The 24,338-nt window shown below is 29.0% G+C and carries 26 protein-coding genes and 1 other annotated feature (1 of these 27 cut by a window edge); of the genes, 4 read left to right on the top strand and 22 right to left on the bottom strand.

The annotated features are described in order from the left end of the window. Positions 1–175: a binding site (T-box leader), on the bottom strand (it extends 52 nt beyond the left edge of the window). Positions 176–368: 193 nt separating this feature from the next. Then, the gene (locus tag INR60_RS03130; protein WP_194190015.1) at positions 369–1,880 is read left to right on the top strand and encodes a Ppx/GppA phosphatase family protein; all 1,512 of its coding nucleotides are present in this window, start codon (positions 369–371) and stop codon (positions 1,878–1,880) included. Between the two features lie 36 nt (positions 1,881–1,916). On the opposite strand, the gene INR60_RS03125 is transcribed toward INR60_RS03130, so the two are convergent. Both INR60_RS03125 and INR60_RS03120 read right to left on the bottom strand, forming a co-directional pair. Next, the gene (locus INR60_RS03125; RefSeq protein WP_194190014.1) at positions 1,917–2,567 is read right to left on the bottom strand and encodes a site-2 protease family protein; all 651 of its coding nucleotides are present in this window, start codon (positions 2,565–2,567) and stop codon (positions 1,917–1,919) included. A 37-nt stretch (positions 2,568–2,604) separates the two neighbouring features. Then, on the bottom strand, positions 2,605–3,990 hold the full coding sequence (locus INR60_RS03120; protein ID WP_194190013.1) for an LCP family protein: 1,386 nt from the start codon (positions 3,988–3,990) through the stop codon (positions 2,605–2,607). A gap of 161 nt (positions 3,991–4,151) precedes the next feature. On the opposite strand from INR60_RS03120, the gene INR60_RS03115 reads away from it, so the two are divergent. Beyond that, a complete protein-coding gene (locus INR60_RS03115) occupies positions 4,152–5,111 on the top strand; it encodes a biotin--[acetyl-CoA-carboxylase] ligase (protein WP_194190012.1) in 960 nt (319 codons plus the stop codon). A gap of 36 nt (positions 5,112–5,147) precedes the next feature. On the opposite strand, the gene asnA is transcribed toward INR60_RS03115, so the two are convergent. Further along, positions 5,148–6,158, bottom strand: a complete 1,011-nt coding sequence (gene asnA, locus INR60_RS03110; protein WP_194190011.1) for an aspartate--ammonia ligase — start codon at positions 6,156–6,158, stop codon at positions 5,148–5,150. A 315-nt stretch (positions 6,159–6,473) separates the two neighbouring features. Continuing rightward, positions 6,474–7,424 carry an L-lactate dehydrogenase gene (locus INR60_RS03105; protein WP_194190010.1) on the bottom strand — a complete coding sequence of 317 codons (951 nt, stop codon included), beginning with the start codon at positions 7,422–7,424 and terminating at the stop codon, positions 6,474–6,476. Between the two features lie 185 nt (positions 7,425–7,609). Here INR60_RS03105 and INR60_RS03100 point away from each other — a divergent pair, with 185 nt between their 5' ends. Both INR60_RS03100 and INR60_RS03095 read left to right on the top strand, forming a co-directional pair. Then, positions 7,610–8,221: a 3'-5' exonuclease gene (locus tag INR60_RS03100; protein WP_194190009.1), complete on the top strand. Its 612-nt coding sequence runs from the start codon at positions 7,610–7,612 to the stop codon at positions 8,219–8,221. A gap of 83 nt (positions 8,222–8,304) precedes the next feature. Next, positions 8,305–8,532 (top strand): hypothetical protein, encoded by a 228-nt coding sequence (locus INR60_RS03095; RefSeq protein ID WP_194190008.1) that lies wholly within the window; start codon positions 8,305–8,307, stop codon positions 8,530–8,532. A gap of 20 nt (positions 8,533–8,552) precedes the next feature. On the opposite strand, the gene INR60_RS03090 is transcribed toward INR60_RS03095, so the two are convergent. The 18 genes from INR60_RS03090 to INR60_RS03005 form a co-directional block, all read right to left on the bottom strand. After that, positions 8,553–9,407, bottom strand: a complete 855-nt coding sequence (locus INR60_RS03090; RefSeq protein WP_238480388.1) for a YitT family protein — start codon at positions 9,405–9,407, stop codon at positions 8,553–8,555. Positions 9,408–9,535: 128 nt separating this feature from the next. Next, complete coding sequence (locus INR60_RS03085; RefSeq protein ID WP_194190006.1) at positions 9,536–10,270, bottom strand: flagellar motor protein MotB; 735 nt, start codon at positions 10,268–10,270, stop codon at positions 9,536–9,538. A 1-nt stretch (position 10,271) separates the two neighbouring features. Further along, entirely contained in the window at positions 10,272–11,054 is a 783-nt protein-coding gene (locus INR60_RS03080) for a flagellar motor protein (RefSeq protein ID WP_194190005.1), read from the bottom strand. Positions 11,055–11,255: 201 nt separating this feature from the next. Then, on the bottom strand, positions 11,256–11,963 hold the full coding sequence (gene pflA / locus INR60_RS03075; RefSeq protein WP_194190004.1) for a pyruvate formate-lyase-activating protein: 708 nt from the start codon (positions 11,961–11,963) through the stop codon (positions 11,256–11,258). Positions 11,964–12,069: 106 nt separating this feature from the next. After that, on the bottom strand, positions 12,070–12,744 hold the full coding sequence (gene pyrE, locus INR60_RS03070; protein WP_194190003.1) for an orotate phosphoribosyltransferase: 675 nt from the start codon (positions 12,742–12,744) through the stop codon (positions 12,070–12,072). A 22-nt stretch (positions 12,745–12,766) separates the two neighbouring features. Next, positions 12,767–13,663 (bottom strand): dihydroorotate dehydrogenase, encoded by an 897-nt coding sequence (locus INR60_RS03065; RefSeq protein WP_194190002.1) that lies wholly within the window; start codon positions 13,661–13,663, stop codon positions 12,767–12,769. A gap of 16 nt (positions 13,664–13,679) precedes the next feature. Further along, positions 13,680–14,420 (bottom strand): dihydroorotate dehydrogenase electron transfer subunit, encoded by a 741-nt coding sequence (locus INR60_RS03060; RefSeq protein ID WP_194190001.1) that lies wholly within the window; start codon positions 14,418–14,420, stop codon positions 13,680–13,682. 13 nt (positions 14,421–14,433) lie between these two features. Beyond that, positions 14,434–15,306 (bottom strand): orotidine-5'-phosphate decarboxylase, encoded by an 873-nt coding sequence (pyrF, locus tag INR60_RS03055; RefSeq protein ID WP_194190000.1) that lies wholly within the window; start codon positions 15,304–15,306, stop codon positions 14,434–14,436. A gap of 16 nt (positions 15,307–15,322) precedes the next feature. After that, the gene (locus INR60_RS03050) at positions 15,323–16,522 is read right to left on the bottom strand and encodes a dihydroorotase (protein ID WP_194189999.1); all 1,200 of its coding nucleotides are present in this window, start codon (positions 16,520–16,522) and stop codon (positions 15,323–15,325) included. Positions 16,523–16,540: 18 nt separating this feature from the next. Continuing rightward, the gene (locus tag INR60_RS03045; RefSeq protein WP_194189998.1) at positions 16,541–16,966 is read right to left on the bottom strand and encodes an aspartate carbamoyltransferase regulatory subunit; all 426 of its coding nucleotides are present in this window, start codon (positions 16,964–16,966) and stop codon (positions 16,541–16,543) included. A gap of 1 nt (position 16,967) precedes the next feature. Further along, positions 16,968–17,891 carry an aspartate carbamoyltransferase gene (pyrB, locus tag INR60_RS03040; protein WP_194189997.1) on the bottom strand — a complete coding sequence of 308 codons (924 nt, stop codon included), beginning with the start codon at positions 17,889–17,891 and terminating at the stop codon, positions 16,968–16,970. Between the two features lie 334 nt (positions 17,892–18,225). Further along, positions 18,226–19,245, bottom strand: coding sequence for a spore photoproduct lyase (splB, locus tag INR60_RS03035; RefSeq protein WP_194189996.1), 1,020 nt, complete (start codon positions 19,243–19,245; stop codon positions 18,226–18,228). Positions 19,246–19,398: 153 nt separating this feature from the next. After that, positions 19,399–19,779, bottom strand: coding sequence for a DUF1801 domain-containing protein (locus INR60_RS03030; protein WP_194189995.1), 381 nt, complete (start codon positions 19,777–19,779; stop codon positions 19,399–19,401). A gap of 149 nt (positions 19,780–19,928) precedes the next feature. Further along, entirely contained in the window at positions 19,929–21,116 is a 1,188-nt protein-coding gene (locus INR60_RS03025) for an acetate/propionate family kinase (protein WP_194189994.1), read from the bottom strand. A gap of 354 nt (positions 21,117–21,470) precedes the next feature. Next, positions 21,471–22,160, bottom strand: coding sequence for a putative ABC transporter permease (locus tag INR60_RS03020; RefSeq protein WP_194189993.1), 690 nt, complete (start codon positions 22,158–22,160; stop codon positions 21,471–21,473). 359 nt (positions 22,161–22,519) lie between these two features. Then, positions 22,520–22,717, bottom strand: a complete 198-nt coding sequence (locus INR60_RS03015) for an alpha/beta-type small acid-soluble spore protein (RefSeq protein WP_194189992.1) — start codon at positions 22,715–22,717, stop codon at positions 22,520–22,522. A 219-nt stretch (positions 22,718–22,936) separates the two neighbouring features. After that, positions 22,937–23,155: an alpha/beta-type small acid-soluble spore protein gene (locus tag INR60_RS03010; protein WP_194189991.1), complete on the bottom strand. Its 219-nt coding sequence runs from the start codon at positions 23,153–23,155 to the stop codon at positions 22,937–22,939. Between the two features lie 311 nt (positions 23,156–23,466). Beyond that, a complete protein-coding gene (locus INR60_RS03005; RefSeq protein ID WP_194189990.1) occupies positions 23,467–24,246 on the bottom strand; it encodes a serine hydrolase in 780 nt (259 codons plus the stop codon). Between the last annotated feature and the right edge of the window lie 92 nt (positions 24,247–24,338).

The raw sequence follows: 24,338 nt of genomic DNA, 5'->3' as shown, positions 1-24,338 counted from the left end.
AAGTACATGCCACTTTTTTTGGTAACGCAAGAAAATATATCTTGCGGCAATCCCTACTCTTTTCGGGCGCTTCTCAGAAGGCTCTGTTTCAAATAACTTATCTTATAAGGCTTACACCATTTCCCTACTCGCTTTAAGAATCTATTATTTTACTTTTCCTCGTCATAGAATTTTATAATTAATCTATCTTTAAGTTATTATACAAAATAAACTTAAGTTATGTCAATAATAATAACAAATTTTAGTACATTTATTTCCCCTTTAAAAATTCATTTTTATTTAACCTTCATTTTCATCTTTCAAATATATTTTATTATAGTTTTGGTGTATAATACACGTAAATGTATTTTTTTATTAAGGAGATAAATATGAATAGAATAGGTATTATTGAGATAGGGGCAAATTCTGTTACCCTAATGCTTAGTGAAGTAGATGATGATGGTTATTTTAGAATTATAGATGAACTTATTACATCTATAAGATTATATTCTGATTTAATGGATGGAGATGAGCTTTCAAGTGAAAAAATGAATTCTGCTTTATCTACATTAAGATCTTTTAAATCAATGTGCGAAATTACAGGAGTTAAAAAAATTATTGCTGTTATGTCAGATTCTATTAGAAGAGTTTCTAATAGTTCTGTTTTAGTAGATTTAATTAAAAATGAACTTATAATTGATATACAGCCTTTAAAAAGTGATAAGGAAATATATTTTTCTTACCTTGGTGTAACTAACAGTTTATATATAAAAAATTCTCTGATTATAGATATAGAAGGAGCCTCAACTCATCTTTTATGGGTTAAAGATGATGAAATAAAAGAAAAGGCTACTTTACCTATAGGTTCTTTAAGCTTAACTAACGAATTTAATTTAAGAGATAGAATAAAAGTATCTGATATAGATTCTTGTAAAGAATATATAAAAGAGTTTTTAGAATCCTCTCCTTGGCTTAAAGAAAACAAATTTGATTCAGTAGTTGGAATCGGTGGAACTTTCCAAGTTATAAGTAGGATGGATAGAAAAAGAAAGAGATATCCTTTAGATATAGCACATAACTACGTTTTTAGCGATTTAGATGTTCACGAACTTTATAACATTTTAAAAGTTAAAGATTTAAAACAACGTAAAGCTATAAATGGGTTACCTATAGATAGAGCAGATATTATTGTAGGTGGTGCAATAATCATAGATAGTATTTTAAAACTAACTAAAACTCAAAGAATAGTAACATCTTTAAACGGTGTTCGAGAAGGTATTATGTATGATTACTTAGCTAAAAATTATAACTACGAAAAAGATATTTTAAATTACTCTATTCTTGGAATATCTAAAACATTAAATATCAATAAAACCCATGCAGGTAATGTTTACTGGCTTTCAAAAACTCTTTATGAAGCTCTTTTACCGCTTCATAAATTAACAGATGAAACTTACAGTAAAATATTAAAAACAGCATCATTATTACACGATTGTGGAATTAGCGTAAATTACTATAACCACCACAAACATAGTTTCTATGTTATTTTAAATTCACCTATAAATGGTTTAGACCACAAAGAGCTACTTATGAGTGCAGCTGTTGCAGCTTCTCATAGAAATAACGACTATGCTCTACCGCTTCCACCATTTACATCAATTATAAATAAAATAGATTTAACTTCGATAGAATCTTTAGGTGTAATTTTAAAGATTGCTGAAAGTTTAGATAGAAGCTTAGAAGGTGCTGTAAGGAACTTAGAAGTAATAATAACTGAAGATTCTGTAAAACTTTTACTTACTTCTAATCTTGATTTAGAATTAGAAATTCGACAAGCATCAAGAGCTAAGAGAGCTTTTAAAGAAATATTTAGAAAAGATTTAATAATAGAAAAAGTATAAAAATTAGAGCTTCTCTAAAATAGGGAAGCTCTAATTTTATATCATAAGTAATAATTTTAATATGGTAGATGAAATATTTAAAATTATATTAAAGATAAAGTTTGTTGGTATACTTATTATCGGTCCTGCAAAAACAATAACAGCAATTAAAATAACAAATTGATATCTATATAACTTTTCTTGTATTTCATAAAATCCTTTAATTTTTAAATCTCTTAAAATACTAAACCCATCAAGTCCAGGTAATGGTAGTAGATTAAATATTCCAAGAATTATATTAAGGCTTATTGCAGACATAAACATCTTGTTTAAAACTACAAATAATCCACCCGTAAGTAGTCCCTTAAGTCCTAAGATAAGTAGTATAGGATATATTATCCCAAGTATTAATGCTACTAAAAAATTTGATAAAGGACCTGCAAGACTAACCTTTAAGTCATCTTTATAATAATCTTTAAATGCATTTGGATTAACTTGAACTGGCTTTGCCCAACCTATTCCAAGTACTAAAAAGCAGATTAATCCAAATGGGTCTATGTGAGCTCCCGGATTTAAAGTTAATCTTCCTTGAAACCTTGGAGTTTTATCTCCTAATTTATCTGCAACTAAAGCGTGTGCATATTCGTGTACAGTTAGTGCAATTATAATCCCAGGTATTGAGATTAATATTTTTTGTATAAAATCCATTTAAACTCTCCTATTCGTTTTAAGTAATGCCTAAATTTTAAGCTGCGCCTTTTTCTACTTCTCCTGTAATTCCAGAGCTTTCTTTATCCCCATCAGATGAAGTCGGAGGATCTGGTTTTACTACTGGCTCCTCTGGTTTTGGTGGTTCTGGTTTTGGTGGTTCTGGCTTTGGATCAGGCTTAACTTCCGGTTTAACTTCTGGTTTAACTTCAGGTTTCACAGGTTTTACTGGTTTAACCTCAGGTTTTGGAGTTACCGGCTTATTTGGTCTTGGCGTTACTTGTGTATTATTGTTTGTATTATTATATGATTCGTTATCACTATTATTTGTAGTATTTTCATTTGGATTTATATTTGCACCGTATAAATACTCATTTAACTTTGAATTCCAAGATTCTAAATCGTAATCTTCGTTTTTTGGAGTTTTATCATTAAATATAAAGTCTTTCATTATCTTTCCGCATTGCTCTCTATCTACTAATAGAACCCAGCCTAAGTTTTTATAACTTCCTACATCTTTTGATATAAGTTCACTTGGTGGTATTCTAAGTTGTTCAAAATGTAAATTTTCGAATTTTGAAACAGTATATGCGTAATTTAATATCATTAAAGGTTCAATATTTGTTTTTATGTAAGGTAATAAATCATTCATTATAGAAGGATATTTTAAAACACTTACGTCTTTTAACTTTTGAGTTACAATATCAATAACCCTTCTTTGTCTTTCTGTTCTTTCAAAATCACCATTACCAACTTTTCTTATTCTAGAATAAGATAAAGCTTGTTGACCATCTAATTTTTGCATTCCTGGTTTTTCTATAGGTTTAGACTTCTCATCTTTTTTAAGGCCTTCACCTATGAATTTATTTATTTCTTTAATTTCGTAGTCTTTTACATCTACATCTATTCCACCTAATGAATCTATTATGGATTCAAATCCTCTAAAGTTAACCATAACATACTTATTTAAGCTAAGCCCAAAGTTTTCTTCTATAGTCTTCATTAATAATTCTGGTCCACCTATAGCTAAACTTGCATTTATCTTTTCTTCTCCGTGACCTGGAACATTAACTACAGTATCTCTCATTATAGATGTTAATTTTAATTTTTTGTTGTTGTTATCTATTGTTCCTATAATTATAGAATCTGCTCTCGCTCTTTCGTCTAACTTTCTTGCATCTGTTCCTATAAGTAAAATATTAGTGATTCCAGGTTGTTCTTCGTAAGTAACCTCTGGTGCATTTTCTGATGATCCGCTAAAAATAGTATTTCTAACATACATATAAAACCCAAATACCCCAATTAAAATAACTAGGATAACACTAATAATTGTAATCAAAACTTTCTTTTTAGTTGACATTTTCTTTTTATTTTTACGTTTATTTAATTTCTTATCTTTTAATTGTTCATCTTTTCCTTCCATGTTAACCCCCTATTAAAAGAATATTAATTCAAATTTAACTAATTTTATAAATCCATTATAATCTAATAATTACCTTTAGACTAGCATATTTTTTAATCAACCTTTAAAATTTTATAAAATTACTATATAATATATCTAAGAATTCTAGGAGGAATGCCATTATGAAAGAAAAAATACTAGAAATCCTTATAAACTCTAAAGGATTTATTTCAGGGCAAGAAATAAGTGAAAATTTATCGATTTCTAGAAATAGTGTTTGGAAATATATAAATAAATTAAAAGAAGATGGTTTTATAATAGAAGGAGTTTCAAGAAAAGGATATAGATTAATAAAAGAATCTGATACTCCTAATGAAAGCTCCATTAAAAAGCTTTTAGAAACAAAATTTATAGGTTCAAAAATCTATGACTTTTATAGTTTAGATTCTACAAATCTAAAAGCTAAATCCATTGCAAGTAAAGGATTTTTAGACGGTTCTATAGTTATCAGTAGGATTCAAACAAAAGGCAGCGGTAGATTTAATAGAACATGGGGTTCTCCTTTAGGCGGCCTTTGGAGTTCAATTATGTTAAAACCTAATATAGATCCTCAGATAGCTCACAAGCTTACTATAGTTTGCGCTTGCGCCTTATTTAAAACTATAAAATCACTCGGTTTAAATCCTAAAATTAAATGGCCAAACGATATCTACATAAAAGATAAAAAATGTGCAGGTATATTAACTACTATGAACGCTGATATGGATAAGATAAATCATTTAATAATTGGAGTAGGCTTAAACGTAAATATCCCTAAAGAATACTTTAAAGATGAATTTAGAAATGGTACTTCTTTAAGCATTGAACTACAAAAAGATTTAAATCTTCCTAAAGTATACTCTTTATTTTTAAATAATTTTGAAAACCTTTATTTAAAATTTGTAGAAAACTCTGATTTAGAAGAAGTTTTTGAAATACTAAAAAATAATTCTAAAGGTCTAAACGAAAAGGCAAAGCTCGTAACTATTAAAGGAACAGAAGATATAGTTTTAGTAGATATAGATAAATCTTTAGAACTTATAGTAAAAACAGAAGATGGAAGTTTAAAAAAGGTTTTAAGCGGAGAAATCACTTTCTCATAAAAAAAGTAGCAGAAAATTTAATCTGCTACTTATTTTTTATAGTAAAATTATATCGTGTTCTTCACATATTCTTTTATTTTTTTCATCCCAAACAGAAGCTTGAACTTCCCCTATATGTGCTTTCTTTAAAAAGAACATACAAATTCTAGATTGTCCTATTCCTCCACCTACAGTATACGGAAGTTCTCCATTAAGTAAGCTTTTATGAAATGGAAGACTACTTCTTTCTTCGCAGTTTGCTTCTTTAAGTTGTCTTTTTAAAGCATCCTCATCTACTCTAATTCCCATAGATGATAATTCCATGGCTCTATCTAAAACATCACTCCAAAATAGTATATCACCATTTAAACTCCAATCATCGTAGTCAGGTGCTCTTCCATCGTGCTTTTTACCTGATTTAAGATCTCCACCTATACCCATAATAAATACAGCTCCATATTTTTTACAGATAGCATCTTCTCTTTCTTTTTCAGTAAACTCTGGATACATATCTTCAAGTTCTTGAGCCGTTACAAAATAAATTGATTCTGGTAATACTTTTTCTATGTTTATTTTTGAATTAACAAACTCTTCTGTTTTCTTAAATACATCATATATTTTGTTTACTATCTCTCTTAGTTTATCAATATTTCTATCTTCTCTATTAATAATTAATTCCCAATCCCATTGGTCTACATAAATTGAATGTAAATTATCTAATTCTTCGTCTCTTCTTATAGCATTCATATCAGCGTATAATCCCTTGTTAACTTCGAAATTATATCTGTGAAGGCTCATTCTTTTCCACTTAGCAAGAGAATGTACTATCTCAACGTCTTCACCTGATGCTAATACATCAAAATTTACCGGTCTTTCCACACCATTTAAATTATCATTTAAACCCGATGCAGAGTCAACAAATAAAGGGGCTGAAACTCTAACTAAATTCAAATTCTTTGCTAGCTCTCTTTCAAAAAAATCTTTTATCTCTTTAATATAAACTTCTGTTTGTATTAGAGATGTTTTGCTTTTATATCCTTCTGGTATAATTAATCCTTCTAATTTCATAATTACCCTCCTTTATTTTTTTATTTATTATTATATATAAACATTGATAAAAACGCAAAGAATAAAGAACATTGTTAACTCATTGTTAATATTTAAATACATGTGTTTCTCGCTCGAATACATTCAGTTTATTTAATATTTTTTATAAAAAGTAGCTTTAGCCACGCTATCTAATACTCTCTCTTTACTTAAGGTATTTAAAACCCTTATTGAAGTATTTAAATTCAAAGCTATTCTAACTATAATTTTTATAATTAGTATATATAGAAAAAAAGATGTAGGATTCTTCCTACATCTTTTAAAACTAAATTAATTTTATAAATTACATTCGTTTAGGTGACCTTTTAATATTGTAGCTGATTCTTTTAATCTTTCTTCTTCATCTTTAGATAACGGAATCTCTATAATATTTTTAGCACCTTCTCTATTAACAACAGTTGGTATAGCAAGATATAAATCTTCTAAGCCATATTGTCCTTCAAATAAAGAAGATACAGTTAAAATAGTATTTTCATTTCTAAATATAGCTTCAACTATTCTATTTACTGCAAGTGCAACTGCAAAATATGTTGCATGTTTTCTGCTTATAATTTCATATGCAGCATTTTTAACGTCATCTTCTATTACTTTTTTAACTTCTTCGTCCCACTCAAGGTCCATTTGTTTTGCATAAAGGTCAAATCCTTCTCCACCGATTCTACCGTTACTCCAAGTTACAACTTCACTATCACCGTGTTCTCCAATTACATAAGAGTGGATGTTGTTATTATTTACGTTAAAGTATTTACCTAGTACATATTTAAGTCTTGATGTATCTAAAACTGTACCTGAACCTATTACTCTTTCTTTTGGGAATCCTGATAATTTATATGCAATATGAGTTAAAACATCCACAGGATTTGAAACTACTAAAAGAATTGAATTAGGGCTTAATCTTGCAATATCTGGAATGAATCCTTTAAATATATTGTAGTTTTTCCCTATAAGGTCTAATCTAGTTTCTCCTGGCTTTTGCCCAGCTCCTGCTGTTATTATAACTATGTCAGAATCTTTTGTTTCTTCTAAACTTCCTGCATAAATATTTACTGGTTTAACAAAAGAAGTACCATGAACTAAATCCATAACTTCTCCCATTGCCTTATCCATATTTATATCATAAATACAAATTTCAGTAGCTATACCACTATTCATTAATGCAAATGCTGTTGTAGCACCTACGAAACCTGCGCCTATTATTGATACTTTTCTTTTTACTTCACCTATCATTTGATTACCTCCTAAAAGTTTAAAAACTTTTTGCACTTTAATTATACCATAATTGATAATGATTTTCCATTAAATCATATTAAAATACTATGAATTATTTTCTAAATTTTTTTCAATTTATTTTATTTTAACCAATTTGTATTATATAATATTTACATAATTAAAATTTTGGAGGCATTAATTAAATGAAATTATTATTTTTTGATACAGAGACAACTAGTATAAGACCTGGTTCTATATGTCAGCTAAGTTACATAACAGTAGATACGTCTACCAAACCCCAAAAAACTCTAGGTAAAAACTACTTTTTTACTGTAGATGAGATGGACCCTAATGCTGAGGCAGTTCATGGTTTTTCCCTTGAAAAATTATATGAATTATCAGCTGGAAAAGATTTTTCTGATTTAGTAGAGGAATTTGTAGATGATTTTTTAGAAGCAGATTTTGTTATAGGGCATAACGTTAATTTTGATATAAAATTTATGAAAAGTGAATTAGATCCTTTAGGTCTTGATTACGAAGCTAGAAGAACTTTTTGCACAATGAACTATTACAAAGACGTTTTAAAAATACTTAAACCAAACGGAGGCTACAAAAACCCAAAACTTGAAGAAGTTATAGATTATCTTGGAATTACTAAAGAACAGATTAAAAATAAGGCAGACGAGCTATTTGAGGGAAGCGGAAATTATCATGATGCTCGTTTTGATACAGCTGCAACTTATCTAACTGTTATAGAAGGCTTAAAAAGAAAATTAATTCCTCACGGATATTTCTCAAATATAGCAAATTCATAATTTTATAAATACACCTTATTATTTATTGTAAGAAAATATCAATTGGTATATAATGTATTTATATACTGTGGGGGTGTAAAATTATGAATAATCAAGTTAAAACTGTTTTTAAACTGATAGGTTCAATCATAGTAATAGCATTACTTTTAGATGTTATGCTTAGAAATATCATTTTCTCTTCTTTTATATCTTTTATTATTTGTGTAGTCTTTTTCTACGATCCTAAAAAGGTAGAAGAACGTTACAATAAAGAAAAAAATTCAAAAGAAGCTAAATTAAAAACTGAATTAAATCAAAATAAAAACAGGTAGATTTTTATCTACCTGTTTTCTTAAATTAAAGACCTATCTAAAAAGTTTCCTACAACTTCTACTGTAGGTTGGACATTTATAAATGCTTCTTCATCTACTTCACTTACAATCTTTTTAACATAAAGTAATTCTGCTTTTGAAATTACAGTTACGATAGATTCTACCTCTTCGTTAGTGTATCCACCTCTAAGTCCTGTATAAACAGTAAGTCCTCTTAAATTATTTTTAAGAAGTGCATTTACTACTTCATCTTTTTTCTTAGTTATAATATTAACTGTAAGTTTGTATTGTTGAATGTAAAATACGTCCATAATCTTAGTTGTAGCATATATAGATATTAAACTATAAAGTGCCATCTCCCAGCCGTACATAAGACCAGCTAGTGCAATTATAAATCCATTTAATAAAAATCCAAGTTGTCCAACTGATTTTCCAGTCATCTTTTGGACTACCATAATAATTATATCCGTTCCGCCTGTTGAAAAACCAGTCCTAAAACAGATTCCAACCCCAGCGCCAGTTAAAATCCCACCAAAAATCGCCGCAAGCATAACGTTCTCTGTAACAGCCCTTACTGGTATTACAGAAATAAAAAATGAAGATGAAATTACTGCAAGTAAACTATAAAAAGTGAACTTACTTCCAAGCTTTTTCCAAGATAAATAAATTAAAGGCAGATTAATAAGAAGCACCCAAGTTGAAATTCCAATATTTATCCCTATAAAGTCTTTACCTATAGAAGAAAATAATTGAGATAAACCAGTTACTCCTCCAGAATATACTTTTGCAGGTGTTAAAAAGAAATTTACACCAATCCCTGCTAATATTCCGTAAACTAATGTTGCTATAATTCTACTAAACATATTCTTCTTCATCGCATCGCCTCCCATATATATATTCTTATTATTTTACACTTATTATACTATAAAAAAATAAAAAATGAGGAATTATTTCAAAATAATTCCTCATTTCATTTAAACTAATATGTTTTTAAATTCTTTTATTATTTTTGCTTTTTTAAATCCTCTGAATCATTAAATTTACTACTTAAAATTACAATATCTACTCTTCTATTTTTAAGTCTTCCATCTTCTGATTTATTATCAGCTATAGGTCTATTTTCTCCATATCCAATCGCTGATAACTTAGACGGATTTATCCCTGAATTGTCTGATATAAATTGAGCTACGTTAGCTGCTCTTACACTTGATAATTGCCAGTTTGAACTATACATACTGTTTGATATAGGAACATTATCTGTATGTCCCTCTACCCTTATATAGTTTGGTATTTTACTTAATCCTTCTGCTATCTTTTTAAGATCATTTACTGAACTTTTTCTAATACTCGCGTCACCGCTTTTAAATAGCATTTCATCTTTAAATGATATAACTAGTCCTCTTTCTTCTATCTTAGTTGAAACTTCGCCAGTTAAGTTATTTTCTTTTATATCTTTATCTATCTTTTCTTTTACATCATTAAGCTTTTGCTCTTCTGATACTAGTGGCGCTGGTACTGAGTCTTTATCTATAACTTTTGAACCATCCTCACCTACTGGATTTTTACCACCTCCAGTAAATGCATTTTGAAAAGAAGATGCTATTTGTTTATATTTAGTTTTATCTATATTACTTGAAGCATACATAATTACAAAAAATATCATAAGTAATGTTATAAGGTCAGAGTAAGTTAAAAGCCATCTTTCACCATTCTCTTTTTTTGGTTTTTTCTTAAGCATATTAGTTACCCTCTACCGCTTCGAGTTTTTCTGCTTGTTTCTCTTCTAAGAATCCTTCAAGTCTTCCAACAAGTAGGTTTGTATTTGTTCCTTCTTGAAGTAAAAGTAATCCTTCAATTATAAGTTGACCTTCTATAATTTCCTCTTCATTTACAACTTTTAATTTACTTGCAATAGGTAGCCATAAAAGGTTAGCTGATGCTACCCCATAAAGCGTTGCTATAAAGGCAACTGCTATCTTAGGACCTAATGTATCTGGATCACTTAAATCACTTAATACGTGAACTAGTCCCATTACAGTACCTATAATACCCATTGTAGGACCAAATCCTCCAGCTGCTTCAAAAACAGATGCTCCAACTTCATGTCTTGCATTAAGGTTTTCAAGTCTTGTTTCAAGAGACGCTTTTATACTTTCTCCATCAACACCATCTATTAACATTTGAAGTCCTTTCCTCATAAAACTATTAAGTTCAGGGTCTTGAAGATGTGACTCTAAGCTTAGTAGCCCTTCCTTTCTACTAACAGATGATATTTTTTTAAAATATTCAATTTGATCTTGTATATTTCCCTTCCTACTAGAAAATGCAACCTTAAAATAACTTGGAATTTTCTTAATTTGAGCTAATGGGAATGATACCATAACAGCACCTATTGTTCCTCCAAAAACTATTAAAGCTGCAGTCGGTTGTAATAGCGCACTTAATACTCCACCTTCTGCAATAAAGGCAACTATCATAGATGCAAATCCTACTACAATACCTATTAAAATTCCTATGTCCATACTTTTCCTCCTAATTTTAATCCTTACTTTAATTGTATTAAAGAATATTTCTTCATCTGTGAACTATATTATAACTTTTTGTTAATTTTCTTTAAACTTTCCCATTTTGTGTTATTTTTGTGTTAAAAGTAAATATTTGAGAACACAAGAATAGGATAGGAGTACTTAATACTGCCTATCCTATTCTTTAATTATATATTTTTATTCACTTATTATTTTTCTATACTTTTCTATTTCTTCTTCGCTCATCTCAGGAGTATCTAAAAGAGGATAATTCATCTTTAAACTATCGTATTTATTAACACCTAAAAGGTGATAAGGTAAAAGTTCTACCTTTTCTACATTTTCTATATTACTTATATATTTTTTAAACTCTCTTATATGCTCCTCACCATCAGTCAAACCTGGAACTACAACGTGTCTAATCCACATTTTAGTGTGGTTTCTTTTCATAGCTTCTAAGAAATTAAGAGATTCATCTATTTCCATTAAAGTTACATTTTTATATCCTTCTTTTGTAATATCTTTTACATCAAATAAAACTAAATCAGTGTATTTTAATATTTCATCATAATGCCCTACACCAAATCCTGCTGTATCAATACAAGTATGTATTCCTTCCTTTTTACAAAGCTTTAATGTTTCTATAAGAAATTCAGGTTGTCTTATAGGGTCTCCTCCTGAAAAAGTTACTCCCCCTCCTGATCTTTCAAAATAAGGTCTATATCTTTTTAATTTATTTACTAATTCTTCTGGTGTTACTTCTTCACCATCATTATAGTTCCAAGTATCAGGATTGTGGCAATATTTACATCTTAATGAACACCCTTGCATAAATACTACAACTCTAATTCCCGGACCATCTACCATACCCATACTCTCTATAGAATGAATTCTTCCTATTGTCATAATTAACCGCCTCCTAGCTAATCAATTCTTTTTATGAATTGATACCCATTTTTATTGTAAAATATATCCCCCGCTTAGTAAAGCGAGGGATTAAAACTTTTTTATATTATTTTACACCGTATTCTTTGTAGTAATCATCTATTCTAGCTTTTATTTCATCATCTATAATTACTTTTCCATTTACTTCTTTGTTATAAAGATACTCTATAACTTCTTTCATAGTAACTATAGCAGAAGTCTTAAAGCCGTACTTTTCTTTAATTTCTGTAAGTGCAGTCTTTTCTCCTGTTCCTCTTTCCATTCTATCTACTGAGATTATAAGACCTACTGCATCTACATCTCCTGAAGCTTTTAAGATAGGCATAGTTTCATTTATTGAAGTTCCAGCTGTTGTTACGTCTTCAATTATTAAAACCTTATCTCCATCTTTTAAATTACTACCTAAAAGTATCCCTTTATCTCCGTGGTCTTTTATTTCTTTTCTATTAGAGCAATACTCTACATCTATATCATATAATTCTGATAAAGCTATTGTTGTAGTTACAGTTAGTGGAATACCTTTATAAGCAGGTCCAAATAAAACGTTATATTCCTCTTCGAAATTTTCTTTTATAGCTTTTGCATAAAATTCCCCAAGTCTTTTAAGTTCGCTTCCTTTTTTATAGTTCCCTGTATTAACAAAGAAAGGTGTCTTTCTTCCACTTTTAGTTACAAAATCTCCAAAAGTTAATACTCCGCACTCTATCATAAAATCTATAAACTCTTTTTTATATTCTTTCATTTCAATACACTCCTTTAATACCTTATATTATTCCTATAATATCTTTAATATCTTCTATTCCTTCTTTTTTAAGAAACTCTTCTATTCCTTCAATTATCTCTTTGCAAGCTAGAGGGTTATTAAAGTTTGCTGTTCCAACTTGAATAGCCGATGCACCCGCCATTAAAAACTCTATAGCGTCATTAGCATTTGAAATTCCACCTAGACCTATAACTGGAATACTTACAGCTTTTGATACTTCATGAACCATTCTAAGTGCTACTGGTTTTATTGCAGGACCTGAAAACCCTGCATATACGTTATCAAAAACAGGCTTTCTTTTATGTATATCTATAGCCATCCCCTTTAAGGTATTAATTAGAGATAAAGAATCAGCCCCAGCCTCTTCACACCTTTTAGCCATTTCTACTATATTTTCAGCGTTTGGAGATAATTTAACCATTAAAGGTTTTTTAGTTAATGTTCTTATTTTTTTCACAAACTCATAAGCTACATCTGCTTTTATTCCGTAAGCCATCCCTCCTGATTTCACATTCGGACAAGATATATTAAGTTCAATTATATCTACATCTGTTTTATCAAGTTTAAGTATAGCTTCTTCATAGTCTTCGTAGCACCCGCCACCAACGTTTGCAATAATATTTGTTTTGTAACTTCTCATCTTTGGAAGTTCTCTTTCTATAAAAGTATCTACCCCGGGGTTTTGAAGTCCTACTGAATTCATCATACCAGCTTCTGTTTCAACTACCCTTATTCCAGAATTTCCATCTTTTTTATTTATAGTTAGTCCTTTAGATGAAATACCACCCAAAATCGAAACATCATAAAAATCGTTATACTCTTCACCAAAACCAAATGTTCCAGACGCTGCAATAACTGGATTTTTAAACTCTACACCATTTATATTAACCTTTAACATATTATCTCTCCTTAACCTATAGCTCTACGTAATTTCCATCAAAAACTGGACCATCTTTACAAGCTCTCTTGTGACCATCTTTTGTCTTACAAGTACATACAAGGCATGCACCAACTCCGCAGGCCATATGTTTTTCCATAGAAACAAAAACTTTAGTATTAGTGTCTTTGCACATCTCTATAACTTTTTTCATCATTATTTCAGGTCCGCAACATAAAACTACATCATAATTTTCAGGGTTTAATAAATCAGTTACAAATCCCTTATGTCCAAAACTTCCTGTGTTTGTTGAAATATTTAAATTATCACTATATTTTTCTAGTTCTTCTTTTAGATATATTTCATCTCTAAACCCTGCATATACATCAATTTCACTTGCATTATTTCTAGATTTTAATTCTTTAGCTACTTGAACCATAGGTGCAGTTCCGATCCCACCACAAACTAAAGCAACTTTCCCTAAGTTTTCATATACGTTAAATCCATTTCCAAGAGGCCCTGTTATAAAGATCTCATCTTCTTTTTTAAAATTACTTATCTCTTTAGTTCCTTTTCCTACTACTGCATATAAAAAAGTTAATTTATCATCTTCTTTTTCGCAAATACTTATAGGCCTTCCTAGTAGTGAGTTATTCACTTTTAGCATATAAAACTGACCTGCTTTTATTTCTTTTTTATCTTCTACTACTAATTTATATATATTAGATACTATATTTTCATTTTCTAAAACTTTAACTTTATCGTATGAAACCTTCATTTAAATAACACTCCTATCTATTACAAGCTTCTCTAATTTCATCTCTCATTCTTATAGCTTCTTCTCTTGCACATATTGCAAAATCTTTTTCAGGTCTATTTGCTTTTTTGTATGCAAGTAATATTCCTCTTGATGAATTTACTACTCCACCATTTCCATTATTTAAATAAAGTGCTACATCTTCTGCTTTTCCACCTTGTACCCCATAGCCCGGTATTAAGAAAAACATCTCTTTTAATCTATTTCTAATTAATGCCCCCTCTTCAATATGCGTACATCCGATAACCCCACCTAAAGGTGTGTAACCAGAATCCCCTTTAAATTCTAGCCCCATTTTAAGTACTTTTTCCCCAACTATATCATAAACGTTATTTCCGTCTTTATCTTTTATGTATTCAATATCTAAAGCTCCGCTATTTGAAGTTCTAACTAAGCTAAAGATTCCCTTATTTCCCTCTTTAATGTAATCTAGGTAAGGCTCTATACTATCCATTCCCATATAAGGATTTAAAGTTATAAAATCAGCTTCAAAATCCCCTTCAAAATGTGCTTTTGCATACATTTTAGCAGTAGCTGCTATATCGCCTCTTTTTATATCTGCAATTATTATTAAATCTTTTTCTCTTAAATACTCTAAAGTTTCTTTATAAGCTATTAATCCTTCGATTCCTAACGCTTCATAATAAGCAATTTGAACTTTAAAGCAAGATGCAACATCTTCTGTTTTATCTATAATAGCTTTATTAAACTCTACTATAGCATCTTTTGCGCTCTTGCCACTTTTTATGAATTCTGGGATATAGTCTAAAGATGTATCTAGCCCTACGCAAACTACTCCTCTTTCTGAAACTCTCTTATATAATTTATCAATTATTGAACTTTTCATATATTCTATACCCCCACTATTTTTTATATAATATTTTTCCGCCTTTTATAGTTAAAAGGACTTCTCCAAAGAATTTCATTCCTTCAAAAGGTGTATTTTTCCCCTTTGATAAAAATTCTTCACTATTTATAACTACTTCTCTCTCTAAATCTACCAATACTAAATCGCCGTCATACCCTAATTGAATTTTACCCTTATTCATATTTAGAAGACTCCCAGGATTTTTTGATAAAAGTTTACTTAAATCCTCTAAGTTTATATGCCCACTCTTTACAAGTTTTGTATAACAAATTGAAAAGGCAGTTTCAAGTCCTACAAGTCCTGGAGAACCTTTTTCTTTGTCTTCCTTTGTATGTGGTGCATGATCCGTTCCTATACAAAGTACATTTTCATCTTTTATAGCTTTAATTATAGCTAAAACATCATCCTTTTCTCTAATTGGAGGATTTACTCTATAATTACTTACATCAGACGTAAGTGCTATATGATGTGGCGTAACTTCGCAAGTTATATTTTTAAATCCCTTTTCTCTTGCCTCTTCTATATAAGCTATAGCTTCCTTTGTGCTAACATGAGACAAATGCAAGTTTGCCTTTGTTATCTTTGCAAGTTCTATATCTCTTATAGTCATTAAATTTTCTGCAATTCTCATAGAAATTTTAGAAAACTCTTTATTTTCAGCATGAGACATAACTACCCAGTTATTTTCTTTTGCTATTTTCATAGCTTCATACATTGTCTCTGAGTTATTAACTCCAACCCCATCATCAGTTATAACTTTAACTCTTTTATCTTCTTTAAAAAGATCTAAGTGACTTAAAGTTTTACCATCGAAGTTTTTAGTTATAGTAACTCCTTGAACTACATCTATTAGATTTAATTCTTTCTCTTTTTCTTTTATATAATTAAATACTTCAGGGCTAGAACATGTTGGGTTCGTGTTCCCCATCAAGCAAACTCCTGTAAACCCACCCTTATAAGCAGATCTCATTCCAGTTTCTAAATCTTCTTTATAAGTTAACCCTGGGTCCCTAAAGTGTGCGTGAGTATCTACAAAAGCTGGCATAATAGTTTGCCCTTTCGCATCTATAACTTCTGTATTTTCTTTATTTATATCTACTCCGATTTCTTTAATTAAACCATTTTCAATATATATATCACCAAGAAAACTTCCGCTAAAATCTACTATATTACCATTTTTTATTAATAAATTCATGTTCTCGCCCCTTTTAATTTATATTAACTTTGAAGTGTGGTCACAATACTCACATCTATAAGTTCCTAAATTTCTATCAACTAGTTTAAATGTGTGAGGTACGTATGTTTCATCTTTAGTTATACATCTTTCGTTTTCACAAGTTAATATTCCTTCAACTACTTCTGGTAGTTCTGGCTTGAATTTATTTACTATCTTTTCATTTCTTACTTCGTTTACTGATACTCTAGGTGCTAACATAGCTAGTGCTGTGTAGTCTAAATTATCTATTCCTTCAATTTTTATAATATCTTTTTTTCCTAATCTATCGCTTTGTGCATTCATTATTAATGCTACACTTAAATCTGTTTCGTTTAATTTTAAATGGTTGAAAATTTTAATTCCCTTACCTGCCTCTATATGGTCTATAACAAATCCGTTTTTAATACTTGTAATCTCTAACATATTAAGCCACCCCCAATAATTTGCATATTAATGCCATTCTTACATACATTCCATACTCCGCTTGAGCGAAATATTTTGCACGACTATCTTTATCTACTTCTACTGAGATTTCATTAACTCTTGGAAGCGGGTGCATAACTATCATGTCATTTTTAGCTTTATCCATCTTTTCCATATCTAAAACATAGCTATCTTTAAGTCTTATATATTCTTCTTCGTTGAAAAATCTTTCTTTTTGGATTCTTGTCATATATAGAATGTCTACTTCATCAATTACATCTTCAAGCTTTTCTACTTCTTTAAATTTGATATTATTTTTAACTAATATCTCTTCTCTTATATATTCTGGAATTCTAAGTTCTTTTGGTGATATTAAAACAAATTCATTTCCTTCGTATCTTGACATTGCCTTTATTAGCGAATGAACTGTTCTTCCGTATTTTAAGTCTCCGCAAATTCCTATGACTTTATTTTTTAAGTCACCTTTTAATTCTTTTATTGTAAGTAGATCTGTTAAAGTTTGAGTTGGATGTTGATGCCCTCCATCACCTGCGTTTATTACTGGTGAATTTGAGTATAGACTTGCGACTCTAGCTGATCCTTCTTTTGGATGTCTCATTGCAATAATATCTGAATAGATAGATACCATTGTAATTGTATCTGCTAAAGTTTCTCCTTTTGAGGCTGATGTTGAATTAGGTTCTGAGAACCCTAAGACGCTACCACCTAGTTTCATCATAGCTGATTCAAAGCTGAATCTAGTTCTTGTACTAGGCTCGTAAAATAGAGTTGCTAGGATTTTGTTATCACAAATGTGACTAAACTCCTTTGGATTTTTAATGATTTTTTCTGCTAAAGTGAATACTTCGTTTAGCTCCTCTAAACTAAAGTCACTTGGGTCGATTAAATGTCTGTCTTTTAACATAATAATATCACTCCTTCTTAACCTCTCTGTGTTAAAATTAAAGGGAAGTCTTATTTTAGTATAAAAAAAATACCATTCCTGTATTTTTGCTAAAGGAAGGTATAGTTTATCCACTATATAATATATCTTCCTTATTGATCTCTCTGGATCAAATTAAAGGTTATCTTTGCATAAGAATACCACGGTATTTACTTCTATGTCAATACAATTAATCTAAGTTGTTTGTAATTTTTAGCAAATAATATTTTAGCATATTGTTTTTTACTTTTTTTGTATTTATATCCATATATTTTTGCAAAAATAATAGAAGCCTAGAAAAAGACTCCTATTATATTTAAATAATATAAAGAATTTCGTAGTTATTAAATATTTTTGATATCTCCTCATTAAAAAATTCTTTTATTTCTTTTAAATCTTCTTTTTTGTATAAATATTTTCCATAGCCAAATTGACCAAATTTAAAACTTCTTGATTCTTCCTCCATAGGAAGGGTATTGTTTTCGTATACTTCGTTTATTATTTCTTTTGCACGAAGAGTATACCTATGAGAAATTACTTCAAAGGTTATTTTACCATCGTAATCTTTAATTTCTTCTTTTATTTTAAGTAAAAGATTTTTATAATCCTCTTTAAAGTTTTCATAAATAAATACTGGGGCTATAACGTAGCCAACCTTATACCCTGCATCTAATACCTTTTTGCTAGCTTTTATTCGCTTTTCTAAACTAGCAGTCTTATTTTCATACTGCCCTATTATTTTTTCAGTATTTAAAGTAAACCTTATTTCTGTGTGTCCATTATGATTTAAAGATAATAAAGAATCCACAAAATTATATTTAGTTACAAATCTAAATCTACCAAACTCCTCCTTAGAAAAAAACTCTATAGTTTTAGATAAAATTTTTGTATAGGGTTCTACTGGAAGAGGGTCAGAAGTTGCAGCCCCTTCGAAAATCGTAATCTCAGGCTTTCTCTCGTTTATATATTCTTTAGCCTTATCTAAAATCTCTGAAATATTAACATTAACTTTAATATAAGGTTTATCACTTAAATTAGTATTTAAATAACAATACTCACACTCACCCATACATCCACTTAAAAGAGGCAACTGATAGTTAGCTGATGGCTTGCAACTTTGAAACTTTCCTTTGCCTTTAACTCCTAAAACCAATGTCTTTTTTCCATTGAAAAAATATTCTTTTGTGTTTTCTCCTTTGATATATTCTTTTATACGATTATTGCTAGAATTTATTATTTCAATATTTTTATTTTCTTTGAATTTTTCAAAAACCGCTTTTCCTATATCATAATCTAGTGCACCCTTATTAAAAATAATTCTATTTGGTATAAACATCAAATCACCTCAAAATTATTTTTTCTCTAACATTTCTTTTTATTCATAAGGGTTAATATAATTTTAAATTTAGCCTTTTATTTAAATACTCTTTGTTTTAAACCAAGATCCAAAATAGTCATATAAGAAGAAAGTAGTAAAGAAAATCTTAATTTACTTACCATATATTTTATTTATTTTCCTCTCTACAATAGAATTAATTGCTTCAAATAAAATAATTCTTTCTTCTGGTTTATCAAAAGGAACATTCACACATCCCTTACCTTTTCCAGGCTTTGATAACCTTTTTTTCATTTCCGCTATATATTCAAAATCCATTGAATGTAATGAAAAATGTGCTTTACCATATCCAAATGCTATATAATTTCTTTCTTTACCACTTCCAATTTTGTAAGTAGGCATTTTAAAAGATATAACTTCTTCTAATTCATTATAATTCTCACGCATGTAGTCAACAAAAATCTTAGTCCATTCTTTTGGTTCGTCTATCAGTTGACTTAAATATAGGTCAACATCTAAGTATTTCTCGTTCATAACTTACTCCTCTTTTAAAATTATAGATAATAATTCCTCTTTCCCTTCCTTTGCAGATGAATCACTAATTGACACTTAATTAAAATAAAGCTTTTCATAAAAAAAAAGACATAGGAAAAAATAAAACTCCCTATGCCTTTATTTTTAAATTAGATTAATTTTTTAGTATCTTTTGCAATCATAAGTTCTTCGTTAGTTGGAATTACAAATGCTTTAACTTTAGATTCCTCTGTAGTTATTTCAGCAATTTTTCCCCTAACTTTATTTTTTTCTTTATCTAATTCTAAACCTAAGAATTCAAAACCTTTTAAACACTCTTCTCTAGTTTCTGGTGAGTTTTCTCCAACTCCTGCTGTAAATATAATTGCATCAACTCCACCCATATTAGCTATAAGTGCGCCTATCTCTGCTCTTATTCTATAATGGAAGATATCTAAAGCAAGCTTTGCTCTTTCATTTCCATTTTCAGCAGCCGCTTCTATATCTCTAAAATCAGAACTTACTCCAGAGATTCCTAATACTCCTGACTTTTTATTTAATATATCACTAACTTCTTCCATTTTATAACCACAATCAGTTATTAAAAATGGAATGATCGATGGGTCGATATTTCCACATCTAGTTCCCATAGGGACTCCAGCTAAAGGAGTAAATCCCATAGTAGTATCCATACTCTTTCCATCTTTTATAGCTGCAAGGCTTGCACCGTTTCCTAGATGACAACTAACAATTTTTAGATCTTTTAAATTTTTACCTAAAACTTCAGCTAATTTGTTTGAAACATATTTATGAGATGTTCCATGGAAACCATATTTTCTTATTTTATTATTTTTATATAAATTATAGTCTATTGCATAAATAAAACTTTCTGGTTTTAAAGTTTGATGAAATGCTGTATCAAATACTGCAACCATTGGAACATTCGGCATATGTTTTTGACAAGATTTGATTCCTATTATGTTAGCAGGGTTATGAAGTGGTGCTAAATTACTAATTTCAGTTAAGTAATCTATTACACTTTCGTCAATTAAAACAGACTCATTATACTTTTCTCCTCCGTGTACTACCCTATGACCTACAGCTGTAATTTCAGTCATATCTTTTATAACTCCGTGAGTCTTTTCTGTAAGTGCTTTAATAACTTCATTTATTGCATCATTATGGTCTTTTATTTCTGCTTCTACAATATATTTTTCTCCGTTAACTTTTTGAACTAGTCTAGATTCATCAAGCCCTATTCTTTCTACTAATCCATCAGCTATAGCTTCTTCTGTTTCTATATTCATTAATCTATATTTTAATGATGAACTTCCACAATTAATTATAAGTATTTTCATTTTTGTAACCTCCCAAACAAAACATGCTTAAAAACATTGTATAAATTAAATGTAAACAAGCAGACCTTTTTAAAATAATATTTCTTTATAGTATCAATATTGTAAACGTTCACTTTTATAATGTCAACAATTTTCTGACAATTTATATATTAAAAAGATTTATTTTGTAAATTTTATTATAATAATTTATTAACTTCTGAATTATTTACAAAAAGAGGCTCTTTTATACATATTTTATGCAATTAAACAATTAATCCAAATTTATTTTTTCTTATTTAAAACTTAAATTCTATTCTTCTTATAAAAAAATAATCCTAATCTTTTTAGATAATAAAAAGATTAGGATTATTTAAATTAATTATCATTTTGATTTTTAGTTTGATCTGAACTCTTATCTTTATTTAAGAAAATCATATTTGGATAAACTTTTTCCATATAGGAGTTTGGATAATGTTTATCTAAAAATCTATCTATAGAAGTAGTTGCCTTTACTCCATCTATTCTCTCTACTTCTCTTCTAATTGCAAGCATTGATAATGTTACATTTGGTATCATAAAAACCACAAATATTACAGCCCAGACCTTTACAGTTCTTTCTTTAAAGTGGTTTATAATTTTTTGAAATAGTGGGAAAATTTCTTTTACAAAAAATAGCCCAAGAATTCCCCAGAAAAAACAATACTCAATACTTGTCCTTCCTCCTCCTATACTTATGCTTTTACTGCTATAAACCCAAGATACAGTACCTGTAGTTAATTGCTGAAACCAAGAGCAACTCCACTCAAAAACGCCGCCAATAACAGCACTTAATAAGAAAATAATAAATCCGTCTTTGTGCATTACTTTATATAAAAGTAATGTTAAAACTACACATCCTACTCCGTAAACTGGACTTATAGGACCATATAAAACACCTTGTCTACTCTCAAAAAATCCATTTTTTATATAGCACCAAAGCATTTCTACGCAATAGCCTCCAACTGAACCTATCATAAATATCCAAATCAATCTGTAGATATTTATTTCACTTTTAAAGCTCTTCATCTAATCACCTACCTTCTAACATTCAAAATATACCATTTCTTTAAGTCTTATTTCAAAACTACAATTTAATATTTTGTAAATGTATGCTAAAAGGTTATTTTTTATGATATCTATTATGATTTTTAAAATTAGTATAGATAAAAAAAGGTTTAAACTTAAATATATTGCATCTTCATTTATTTACTTAATAAATAACTTATTTTTATTATCATAGTCTAACTTAATTTTTATTAAGGCTCTTTAGTTTTGAAATTATTTTCTCTAATTCTTCTTTTGCTTTATCATTATCTATTTCTTCACCTAAAATTAGTAAAAGACGCCTTATTTTAAGGCGTCTTTTAAATATATAAATATGGTTATTACTTAAGATCTTGTTCGTAGCTTTCAACCATTCTTTTGACCATTTCTCCACCAACGCTACCGTTTTGTTTAGAACTTAAATCACCTTTATATTCTTTTTCATAATTTGGCATTCCCATCTCATTTGCTACTTCATTTTTAAGGTTATTTAACCCTGATTTTGCTTCTGGTACAACTGGTTTATTGCTTGTAGTCATATTTGTATCCTCCTTAAATAACTTATTTTGTTCGAACATTAATAGCTTTTCCTTTTTTAAAATATATACTCATGTTAATGTTTGCTACTTCAAGTATTTAAAATAATATTTTGACAAATTGTATTAAAATTAATAGAAGGTAGAAAATAATCCAATTATTCTCTACCTTCTATTAATTTTCTTTTAAATCACTTTAAAAGAATGAAGTAAATATATTTTTTATTTCATACTATTTTCGTAATTTTCAACCATTCTTTTAACCATTTCTCCACCAACGCTACCGTTTTGTTTTGAACTTAAATCACCTTTGTTTAAGTGTTCGTAATCTTGTAATCCCATTTCAGATGCTACTTCGTTTCTGAATTGGTTTAACCCTGCTTTTGCTTCTGGTACTAATGCTTTGTTGCTTCTGTTTGAATTGCTTTTTTCTTGATTCATTTCAAATTCCTCCTAAAGGTTAATTATTTATTTGTTCGAACAATAATATCTTAACCACATTTATGCATAATACACGTGTAAATACTGGCTAATTTAGATAATACTACTTTCCTATCTAAATATATATTTTTTATTTAATAAATAGTAATTCATAATATTAAAAAGCTACCCTTTATAGTTCTTAGATAATTTAAACTAAGCTCTATAAATAAGGTAGCTTGATTTCATTTATTTTTGACGAATTTTTGAAAAAGCGCATATATTTCTATTTTTAAATTCTTAAACCCTTGATATATCAAGGCTTATAAAGGCTAATGCCAGTTATTCATTACATTATCCCACATCATTTTGCCGCATTTAGCCAGAGTTACAGTACCATAAACACTGTTTGGAATAGACATAGATAAAACTGTAAAAACAAAATTTCCTTTTGAAAGTTGTATTAACTCTGTGTCGTTTTCCACTCCAGTTTTGTCTCCAGTTTTACTTGAAATTTCGTATTTTAAATCATCTGGAATATAAAGTGCTAATTTATTTTTAATCTGTTGCCTTCTTAAGATGTCTACAAGCATAGTGCTGTTTTTAGCACTAAGATATGTAGCATTATAAAGATGATTCCATATTCTAGATAAATCCCTAGCTGATGTTATGTTTTCAACATCTATTTTCCCATTTCTCTCATCTGTAGTTTTTCTATTTAAGACTGTGTTTTTAAGTCCCATTTCTTTTATAACTTCATTAACTCTATCTTTTCCAACTATATCTATTATTTTATTTGCTGCTGTATTATCACTTTGAATAAGCATTGCAACTAAAAGTTCAAATATCGTGTATTCTCTTTCGTTAAATTCGTGAATAATTCCAGTTCCATAAACCTTATCATTTGCATCTATTTTTATTTTATCAATGAAAGAAACCTTACCTTCTTCGACTTCTTTTATAATTGATATAGCTATCGGTAATTTCATACAACCAGCTGCTACCATTTCAACGTTTTCATTGTACCCATACACGAAACCGCTTGATAAATCTTCAAAAAAGAATCCGTAAGTCCCAATCCTTGATTCTAAGTATTTTTTAATCTCTTTCATAATACCCCTCCAGCTTTCAAATTAAACTTTACCGTAAGAAAATTATACCATATTTTGAGAATATTTAGAAGTGTCTGACAACTTTACTTTGC

The sequence above is a fragment of the Clostridium chrysemydis genome (genome assembly GCF_015234215.1).
Taxonomy (GTDB): domain Bacteria; phylum Bacillota; class Clostridia; order Clostridiales; family Clostridiaceae; genus Clostridium; species Clostridium chrysemydis.
This window is presented reverse-complemented; position numbering and strand designations above follow the sequence as displayed.

Excerpts from the sequence above, each read along its gene's own strand:
- INR60_RS03020 (WP_194189993.1), bottom strand. The coding sequence starts at position 22,160 with ATGAAGAGCTTTAAAAGTGAAATAAATATCTACAGATTGATTTGGATA.
- INR60_RS03005 (WP_194189990.1), bottom strand. The coding sequence starts at position 24,246 with ATGAAAGAGATTAAAAAATACTTAGAATCAAGGATTGGGACTTACGGA.
- pyrB (WP_194189997.1), bottom strand. The coding sequence starts at position 17,891 with ATGTTAAAAGACAGACATTTAATCGACCCAAGTGACTTTAGTTTAGAG.
- pflA (WP_194190004.1), bottom strand. The coding sequence starts at position 11,963 with ATGACAATAGGAAGAATTCATTCTATAGAGAGTATGGGTATGGTAGAT.
- INR60_RS03045 (WP_194189998.1), bottom strand. The coding sequence starts at position 16,966 with ATGTTAGAGATTACAAGTATTAAAAACGGATTTGTTATAGACCATATA.
- INR60_RS03010 (WP_194189991.1), bottom strand. The coding sequence starts at position 23,155 with ATGAATCAAGAAAAAAGCAATTCAAACAGAAGCAACAAAGCATTAGTA.
- INR60_RS03090 (WP_238480388.1), bottom strand. The coding sequence starts at position 9,407 with ATGAAGAAGAATATGTTTAGTAGAATTATAGCAACATTAGTTTACGGA.
- INR60_RS03085 (WP_194190006.1), bottom strand. The coding sequence starts at position 10,270 with ATGCTTAAGAAAAAACCAAAAAAAGAGAATGGTGAAAGATGGCTTTTA.
- INR60_RS03050 (WP_194189999.1), bottom strand. The coding sequence starts at position 16,522 with ATGAATTTATTAATAAAAAATGGTAATATAGTAGATTTTAGCGGAAGT.
- INR60_RS03125 (WP_194190014.1), bottom strand. The coding sequence starts at position 2,567 with ATGGATTTTATACAAAAAATATTAATCTCAATACCTGGGATTATAATT.
- INR60_RS03030 (WP_194189995.1), bottom strand. The coding sequence starts at position 19,779 with ATGAACGAGAAATACTTAGATGTTGACCTATATTTAAGTCAACTGATA.
- asnA (WP_194190011.1), bottom strand. The coding sequence starts at position 6,158 with ATGAAATTAGAAGGATTAATTATACCAGAAGGATATAAAAGCAAAACA.
- INR60_RS03120 (WP_194190013.1), bottom strand. The coding sequence starts at position 3,990 with ATGGAAGGAAAAGATGAACAATTAAAAGATAAGAAATTAAATAAACGT.
- INR60_RS03115 (WP_194190012.1), top strand. The coding sequence starts at position 4,152 with ATGAAAGAAAAAATACTAGAAATCCTTATAAACTCTAAAGGATTTATT.
- pyrF (WP_194190000.1), bottom strand. The coding sequence starts at position 15,306 with ATGAAAAGTTCAATAATTGATAAATTATATAAGAGAGTTTCAGAAAGA.
- INR60_RS03060 (WP_194190001.1), bottom strand. The coding sequence starts at position 14,420 with ATGAAGGTTTCATACGATAAAGTTAAAGTTTTAGAAAATGAAAATATA.
- pyrE (WP_194190003.1), bottom strand. The coding sequence starts at position 12,744 with ATGAAAGAATATAAAAAAGAGTTTATAGATTTTATGATAGAGTGCGGA.
- INR60_RS03095 (WP_194190008.1), top strand. The coding sequence starts at position 8,305 with ATGAATAATCAAGTTAAAACTGTTTTTAAACTGATAGGTTCAATCATA.
- INR60_RS03105 (WP_194190010.1), bottom strand. The coding sequence starts at position 7,424 with ATGATAGGTGAAGTAAAAAGAAAAGTATCAATAATAGGCGCAGGTTTC.
- splB (WP_194189996.1), bottom strand. The coding sequence starts at position 19,245 with ATGTTTATACCAAATAGAATTATTTTTAATAAGGGTGCACTAGATTAT.
- INR60_RS03080 (WP_194190005.1), bottom strand. The coding sequence starts at position 11,054 with ATGGACATAGGAATTTTAATAGGTATTGTAGTAGGATTTGCATCTATG.
- INR60_RS03015 (WP_194189992.1), bottom strand. The coding sequence starts at position 22,717 with ATGACTACAAGCAATAAACCAGTTGTACCAGAAGCAAAATCAGGGTTA.
- INR60_RS03100 (WP_194190009.1), top strand. The coding sequence starts at position 7,610 with ATGAAATTATTATTTTTTGATACAGAGACAACTAGTATAAGACCTGGT.
- INR60_RS03065 (WP_194190002.1), bottom strand. The coding sequence starts at position 13,663 with ATGTTAAAGGTTAATATAAATGGTGTAGAGTTTAAAAATCCAGTTATT.
- INR60_RS03130 (WP_194190015.1), top strand. The coding sequence starts at position 369 with ATGAATAGAATAGGTATTATTGAGATAGGGGCAAATTCTGTTACCCTA.
- INR60_RS03025 (WP_194189994.1), bottom strand. The coding sequence starts at position 21,116 with ATGAAAATACTTATAATTAATTGTGGAAGTTCATCATTAAAATATAGA.